The sequence below is a fragment of the Oscillibacter sp. KLE 1745 genome, from assembly GCF_000469445.2.
GTDB classification, from domain to species: Bacteria; Bacillota; Clostridia; order Oscillospirales; family Oscillospiraceae; genus Oscillibacter; species Oscillibacter welbionis.
Window position 1 is genome coordinate 1 of the sequence record NZ_KI271781.1, and the last position, 2,759, is coordinate 2,759.

The window sequence follows — 2,759 nt, forward strand, 5'->3', positions numbered from 1 at the left end:
ACCAAATCCTTCCCCTTTTGTCAATACCTTTTTCCTCTTTTCTCGATTTTTTTCGACCGTCTTCCCACTGACGTGGATTTCGCAGGTTCTGCATGGTTTTCCGCACATTCTCTGCTTTTCATTCTCAGTTCTCGCTGTTATAATAATGTGTATACAAGAAGGAGGTGGAAACTTGAGATTTTGGAAAATGAACGGCGCGGGAAATGACTTTGTGATTCTGAACAACCTGGAGGAGCACCTCCCCCTGGAGCAGCTGCCACAAATCGCCCGGACGCTGTGTGAACGGCACATGTCCATCGGGGCGGACGGGTTGATGGTTGTGGATGCCCCCTCCCAGGGCGGAGATTATCGGATGCTGTTCTATAATTCTGATGGCAGCGTAGGTGAGATGTGTGGGAACGGTGCCCGCTGCATCTGCCGGTATGGCTACGAAAACGGGCTGGCCGGAGAGACGCAGACTGTGGAGACCACGGCAGGCATCGTCACCGGCCGGCGGATCGACCAGCGGCTGTACCGCATCCGGCTGAACGACCCCACCACCGTACGACTGGATAGCCCGGTAGAGGCAGACGGCGTGACATACGTCTGCTCCTATGTGGAGCTGGGAAATCCCGGCATCCCCCACGCCGTGGTGCCATACGCCGGACTGCGCCAAGCGGACGAAAACGAGCTGCGGGAGCTGGGCCGGGCCATTCGGTGGAACAAGGTCTTTCCCAAGGGTGCCAATGTGAACTTCTACGAGATCACCGGTGAAGATCTGATTTTCGAGCGGACATTTGAACGCGGCGTGGAGGACTTCACCTATGCCTGCGGCACTGGCACCGGATCTGTGGTGACCGTGCTGACTCTGCAGGGCAAAGTCTCCGGCCACGGCGTACAGGTGGATATGACCGGCGGCCGCTTGGTGATCGACGCGGAGCGGGTCCACTCCCATATCGCCAGCCTTTATCTGACAGGCCCCACCAACGTGGTGTGCCGGGGTGAAGTTACGGATGAGGACCTAATTATAATGTAAGGCCGGAAGGCCATACAGGTCAGCAGCTATTTCAATATGTATTGGAGGAGAGAGAATGAGTACACAGCTGAGCAAAAAGTCTGTTGCCCGGAACTATGCATTTCTGGCCGTCATGCTGGGGGCCATGATCCTGGGCTCCATCGTGGGCTGGATCTTCCCCCAGGAGCTGGATGCGGAGGGGAACGTCATCAGCGCCGGCGCCACGGTGCTGGAACCTCTGGGCACCCTGTTCCTGAATATGATGTTCTGCATCGTGGTGCCCATGGTGTTTTCGTCCATTGCCGGGTCTGTGGCTACCATGAAGAGCCGCAAACGGGCCGGCAAGATCATGGGCACCACCGTGCTGACCTTCGTCATCACCGGCGCCATCGCTGCGGTCATCATGATCGTCATTATGAAGATCTTCCCCCCGGTTCTGGAGCCCTGGACCAACCTGACTGAGGGCGTGGTGGAGGATCCCATCTCCATCCCGGACCTGATCGTGAACTTCTTCACGGTGAGCGACTTCTCCGGCCTGCTCAGCCGCAGCGCCATGCTGCCCCTGATCGTCTTCTCCATTCTGTTCGGCTTCGGCGTAAATCTGGGGCCGGGTCCTGACAGCCTGATTGCAAGATTCCTCACCAGCCTGTCCGAAGCTATGATGAAGGTCGTTCAGCTAGTCACCTACTACGCCCCCATCGCCTTCTTCGGCTTCTTCGCCAACCTGGTGGCCACCTACGGCTCCCAGATCGCTACGGACTATGCCCGGGCTCTGGTGGTGTACTATCCCCTCTGCTTCATTTATATTTTTGTGGCCTTCCCCTTGTTCGCCTGGTTCGGCGGCGGCAAGGGAGCGGTCAAGGAAATGTTCCGGCACATCGCCAAACCTGCCATCACTTCCCTGGGCACCTGCTCCTCCGTGGCCACCATCCCCACCAACATGGAAGAGGCGGAGGCCACCGGTATCTCCAAGGATGTCAGCGAGATCGTGGTTCCTCTGGGCGCCACCATGCACATGGATGGCTCCTGCTTCTCTTGCATTCTGAAGATCACGTTCCTCTTCGGCGTGTTCGGCCGGCCCTTTGACAGCATCGGCGACATGGCACTGATGGTGATTGTGGCCGTGCTGTCCTCCGTGGGCATGTCCGGCGTCCCCGGCGGCGGCTACATCGGCGAGTTCATCATGTGCTCCGTGTTCTTCCCGGACCAGCTGGCCATCGCCTATCCCATCGCCATCACCATCGGAAACCTGGTGGATCCCCCCGCTACCATGATCAACTCCGCCGGCGACTATGTGGTGAGCTTTTTGGTCTCCCGCTTTGTAGACGGCAAGGACTGGTTCCAGAAAGTCCTGGCCAGCCGGAACGCCTGATCTTCCCTTTCGCAAAAAGAAGGACCTGCCGCAGGGCAGGTCCTTCTTTCGTCCTCACAGCTCCTGTTCCTGGGAGCGGCGCTCTTCCCGCTTTGCCTTCACGCTCTGTCCGAATGGTGTGGCGGCGAGACCGCCCAGAGCGGTCTCCCGCAGCTCTACCGGCAGCCGGCGGCCCACGTCGCCCATGCAGTCGATCACCTGGTCCACAGGCACCCGGCTCTCAATGCCCGCCAGGGCCATGTCCGCCGCGCTGACGGCATTCACCGCGCCGATGACGTTTCGCTTGACGCAGGGGACCTCCACCAGTCCCGCCACCGGATCGCACACCAGGCCCATCAGGTTCTTCAGCGCCATCGCCACGGCGTGGCCGATCTGCTCCGGCCCGCCGCCCCG

The 2,759-nt window shown here is 59.6% G+C and carries 3 protein-coding genes; 2 read left to right on the forward strand and 1 reads right to left on the reverse strand.

Translation table 11 applies throughout. The annotated features are described in order from the left end of the window. Positions 1-172 precede the first annotated feature (172 nt). Positions 173-1,015 carry a diaminopimelate epimerase gene (gene dapF, locus HMPREF1546_RS17275; RefSeq protein ID WP_051320066.1) on the forward strand — a complete coding sequence of 281 codons (843 nt, stop codon included), beginning with the start codon at positions 173-175 and terminating at the stop codon, positions 1,013-1,015. A gap of 55 nt (positions 1,016-1,070) precedes the next feature. Continuing rightward, positions 1,071-2,366, forward strand: a complete 1,296-nt coding sequence (locus tag HMPREF1546_RS17280) for a dicarboxylate/amino acid:cation symporter (protein ID WP_021747575.1) — start codon at positions 1,071-1,073, stop codon at positions 2,364-2,366. A gap of 54 nt (positions 2,367-2,420) precedes the next feature. On the opposite strand, the gene HMPREF1546_RS17285 is transcribed toward HMPREF1546_RS17280, so the two are convergent. Then, the coding region (locus HMPREF1546_RS17285; protein WP_021752183.1) for an L-serine ammonia-lyase, iron-sulfur-dependent, subunit beta at positions 2,421-2,759 on the reverse strand (339 nt) is incomplete at its 5' end.